At 32.3% G+C, this 3,686-nt stretch carries 5 protein-coding genes; 3 read left to right on the top strand and 2 right to left on the bottom strand.

Annotation, left to right across the window (positions count from 1 at the left end; translation table 11 throughout):
* A partial coding sequence (locus tag AC1DJR_RS21465; protein WP_477003457.1) for a D-alanyl-D-alanine carboxypeptidase family protein occupies positions 1–790 on the bottom strand: 790 nt, incomplete at its 3' end.
* Positions 791–1,009: 219 nt separating this feature from the next.
* On the opposite strand from AC1DJR_RS21465, the gene AC1DJR_RS21460 reads away from it, so the two are divergent.
* From AC1DJR_RS21460 to AC1DJR_RS21450, 3 genes are all read left to right on the top strand, one after another.
* Positions 1,010–2,011 carry a S66 family peptidase gene (locus AC1DJR_RS21460; RefSeq protein ID WP_477003456.1) on the top strand — a complete coding sequence of 334 codons (1,002 nt, stop codon included), beginning with the start codon at positions 1,010–1,012 and terminating at the stop codon, positions 2,009–2,011.
* Positions 2,012–2,213: 202 nt separating this feature from the next.
* Positions 2,214–2,555 carry an EamA family transporter gene (locus AC1DJR_RS21455; RefSeq protein WP_002086172.1) on the top strand — a complete coding sequence of 114 codons (342 nt, stop codon included), beginning with the start codon at positions 2,214–2,216 and terminating at the stop codon, positions 2,553–2,555.
* Entirely contained in the window at positions 2,548–2,886 is a 339-nt protein-coding gene (locus tag AC1DJR_RS21450; protein WP_002165951.1) for an EamA family transporter, read from the top strand. The genes AC1DJR_RS21455 and AC1DJR_RS21450 overlap by 8 nt, the downstream gene beginning before the upstream one ends.
* Positions 2,887–2,921: 35 nt before the next feature.
* On the opposite strand, the gene AC1DJR_RS21445 is transcribed toward AC1DJR_RS21450, so the two are convergent.
* Positions 2,922–3,371, bottom strand: coding sequence for a DUF6376 family protein (locus AC1DJR_RS21445; RefSeq protein WP_131245752.1), 450 nt, complete (start codon positions 3,369–3,371; stop codon positions 2,922–2,924).
* Positions 3,372–3,686: the final 315 nt, after the last annotated feature.

The raw sequence follows: 3,686 nt of genomic DNA, 5'->3' as shown, positions 1-3,686 counted from the left end.
CGTCTATTCCTTCTATATATAAAGCTTTATTATTTTTGTTTAACATCTCATTTGTATTTGTAACATTAATATTATTAAATGCTAACTGACTTTGACGTAAGTGAGTCACTTCTAATATCTCTGGGTAATCTTTTATAAGATGGTACGCTAATTTCGATACGTCAGCTGCTGTCATTTTTGTTTCACTTCCGTCGGGCTCCTGCAATCCGGAAGCATTCGCGAATTTAGCTTTATCTGACATTTCTAACTGCTTTGCTTTTTCATTCATAAGTTGAACAAAGTTTTTTTCTGTCTTAGCTACATGTTCCGCTAAAGCGACAGCCGAATTATTAGCCGATTCAATCATTAACGCATGATATAAGTCCTTAACAGTTAATGTATCATTTGCTTGCATCGGGATTTTTGCACCCTCTGTTTGTGCCGACTTTGCACTTATTTTCACTGGATCTTCCCAGTGGACTTTCCCATTATGTATACTCTCTAAAACGAGATATGCTGTCATCATTTTTGACATACTAGCAGGGGCAACAGCTTCATTTTCATTATTTTGATAAATAACTTCTCCATTACTCGCATCGATAATAATAGCTGCTTTTGCATCAATTTCTGGTGGTATATATTTTGGTGGAACTACTTTTTCAGATAGCCCTGTTTTAGGTAGCTCTGCCACTTGTAAAGGCTGAGTATCTACATTTGTTTCACTCTTTTGAACTCCTTGGAAAAAGAACCAACATATACCCAGAATTACTACTAACAGGATTGTTAATCTTCCCCATTTTAACCGCTTCATTCTAAAACTCCTTTAACAAACCTTTTATACACTCATGTTTAACCATAACAACAATTACTTTATATCGTCAAGGTAAAAAGCATATTTATTCATCTATAACAATTATAATTTCAACCTCGTTCTCTTTTTCATATGTGTTACACTAAAAACAACGAAATATAAGAATATTCAATTACATTTAAACACAAAAACACTATATAATAGAAAGGATTTATACAAATGATACTTCCAAAAGCATTAAAATATGGCGATACCATTGGCATCTACTCTCCCTCTTCACCAGTAACCTATACTTCTCCAAAGAGATTTGAGCGCGCAAAATTATACTTACAAAAGAAAGGATTTCATATATTAGAAGGTTCACTAACAGGTCAATATGATTATTATCGTTCCGGGAGCATTAAAGAGCGTGCTGAGGAATTAAATGACTTGATTAGAAACCCTAACGTCTCTTGTATCATGTCGACAATTGGGGGACTGAATTCAAATTCATTATTACCTTATATTGATTATGMGACTTTTCAAAAGAATCCTAAAATAATGATTGGCTATTCAGACACAACAGCATTATTACTAGGAATTTATGCAAAAACAGGMATTCCTACATTTTATGGTCCAGCACTTGTTCCTTCTTTTGGTGAATTTGAGCCWTTCGTAGATTGCACRTACAAATATTTTGCGGATACTTTATTAACTGATCAACACCTTCCTTACAACATAAACCAGCCGTTATTTTGGTCAGATGAATTTATTAATTGGGAAGAAAAAACGAAAGAAAAAGATCTTCTACCGAACAATTGGATTTCAGTAATTGGTGGGAAAGCTACTGGACGTATTATTGGTGGGAATTTAAATACTATACAAGGTATTTGGGGTAGCCCCTATATGCCACTTATTCAAGATGGTGACATTCTCTTTATTGAAGATAGCTCAAAAGATGCAGCTACTATCGAAAGAAGTTTTTCATTACTTAAAATTAACGGCGTTTTTGATAAAGTTTCAGGTATCATCCTTGGAAAACATGAGCAATTTGATGATTGTGGTACAAATAGAAAACCTTACGAAATATTATTAGAAGTATTACAAAATCAAAAACTTCCTTTTCTAGCCGATTTTGATTGTTGTCATACTCATCCAATGATTACTTTGCCAATAGGTATTCAAGTAGAGATGGATGCAACAAATAAAACGATACAAATTATAGAACAGTGGAAAATCTAACTCTACTAGCTCTATTATTTTCAGCTCTAAAGCTACGCATTGCCTTCTRTTGTTTTACAATAGAAGACATGWTACTATATATTTTGGAATGTGAAGAAATAAACAAAAATCATTTCAATATGCCTTTTATATATAATAAGAAGATATTGATTATATACATCGAGTTTACATACGTGTATATAAAGTAAAAGAGAGTGAATATATGAAACCAACTATTAAAAACTATGTATTTTTACATGTGGCCTTCTTGATATATTCTATCATYATGGTTTACATGAAATGGGCATCTCAATTCCCTATTGCATCAATTTCATTTTTTATTGCTTACTTCGGACTTGTTGTACTTTTATTCGGATATGCAATTCTATGGCAACAAGTCATTAAGAATTTTGAAATTTCTAGAGCATATTCACACCGTGGRATTATCATACTRTGGTCAATGCTTTGGTCAGTATTCCTRTTTGGAGATACGATACAGTGGAATCACATACTTGGCGCAGCTATTATTATCGTCGGAATTGTGGTGGTGACAAAAGATGAATAGTTATATGTTATTATTGATATTTGGGATAATTTTAGCCAATTACTCACAAATATTATTAAAAAAGGCTACTTTACAACAATACGATTCTAGAATAAAAGAATATGTGAATCCTTATGTTATCATCGGCTACTTTTTATTTGTAATTAATGCCGGATTAAATGTGATCGCCTTAAAGGGCTTGGCATTAAAGCAAGCATCTGCATTAGAATCATTAAGTTATATCATCATTTTAATTTTCAGTTGGTACTTCCTTGGGGAGAAAATAACGAAACGAAAAATCATTGGCAACATTATTATTGTCATTGGTGTAATCATCTATTGTATTCAATAACAAAAAGATCCGTTTATGATAAACGGATCTTTTTGTTATTGCCCTAAGTTTTGAACTTTATCTTTCAAATCACGAACTTGTTCTATCGTCTGCATCAGCTCAGAGTCCTTAAACTGCTCTACATTCATTTTTCCTTCCTCTATCTTTTGCATAGATGTATCAATTAACGTATTTAACTTTTCATTATATCCGACGATTTGCTGGTGAAGATCCTTCGCTACATCCGGTGGTGTTAATTCATTAAAAGCTGGTATATCTTGTTTAATTTCAGTAAGTTTCGTTTCTAGTTCTTTCCGGGCTTCCCCATCATTAACAGCCTTTTCAGCTAATGCTGGTGCTTCATTTGCAAATGCACTTATTTCATTTACATAGTCTGTCGCTTTTTGAGCATAATCCATGGAATTCTTCCCTTCCTCTACTAGCGAACATCCCATCAAACCAATTGAAACGACAATTGAAAGTAATATTGTTTTTGTAAACTTCATTTTTACCTCCTAAATAATTGTCATACTTTTATTCATTTATAAACACTTTATTTTCTTCTTATACACTTTATCACATCATATCTTATTTTTTTAATCTTCCTCTTATACATTCTAGAAAAATCATTATTATCCTGTTCAACATGTACCTCGAAACTATCTTCATTTAAATATAAAAACAGACATACTTATTTTAAGTACGTCTGTTTTCCAGGTACGTATAGCTCTCACTAATTAAAGTTTCTCTTTATCCTCTCACATGCCCTATTACTGTTATAATATCTATGTCTATATGTACACTAATAATATCTTCTATAA

The organism is Bacillus sp. 05T31 (assembly GCF_056396725.1).
Note: the sequence above shows the minus strand (reverse complement) of the source record. Positions and strands in the feature narration are given on the sequence as shown.

What these genes read in the sequence shown, in the direction of transcription:
- AC1DJR_RS21450 (WP_002165951.1), top strand. Translation starts at nt 2,548, where the DNA reads ATGAATAGTTATATGTTATTATTGATATTTGGGATAATTTTAGCCAAT.
- AC1DJR_RS21445 (WP_131245752.1), bottom strand. Translation starts at nt 3,371, where the DNA reads ATGAAGTTTACAAAAACAATATTACTTTCAATTGTCGTTTCAATTGGT.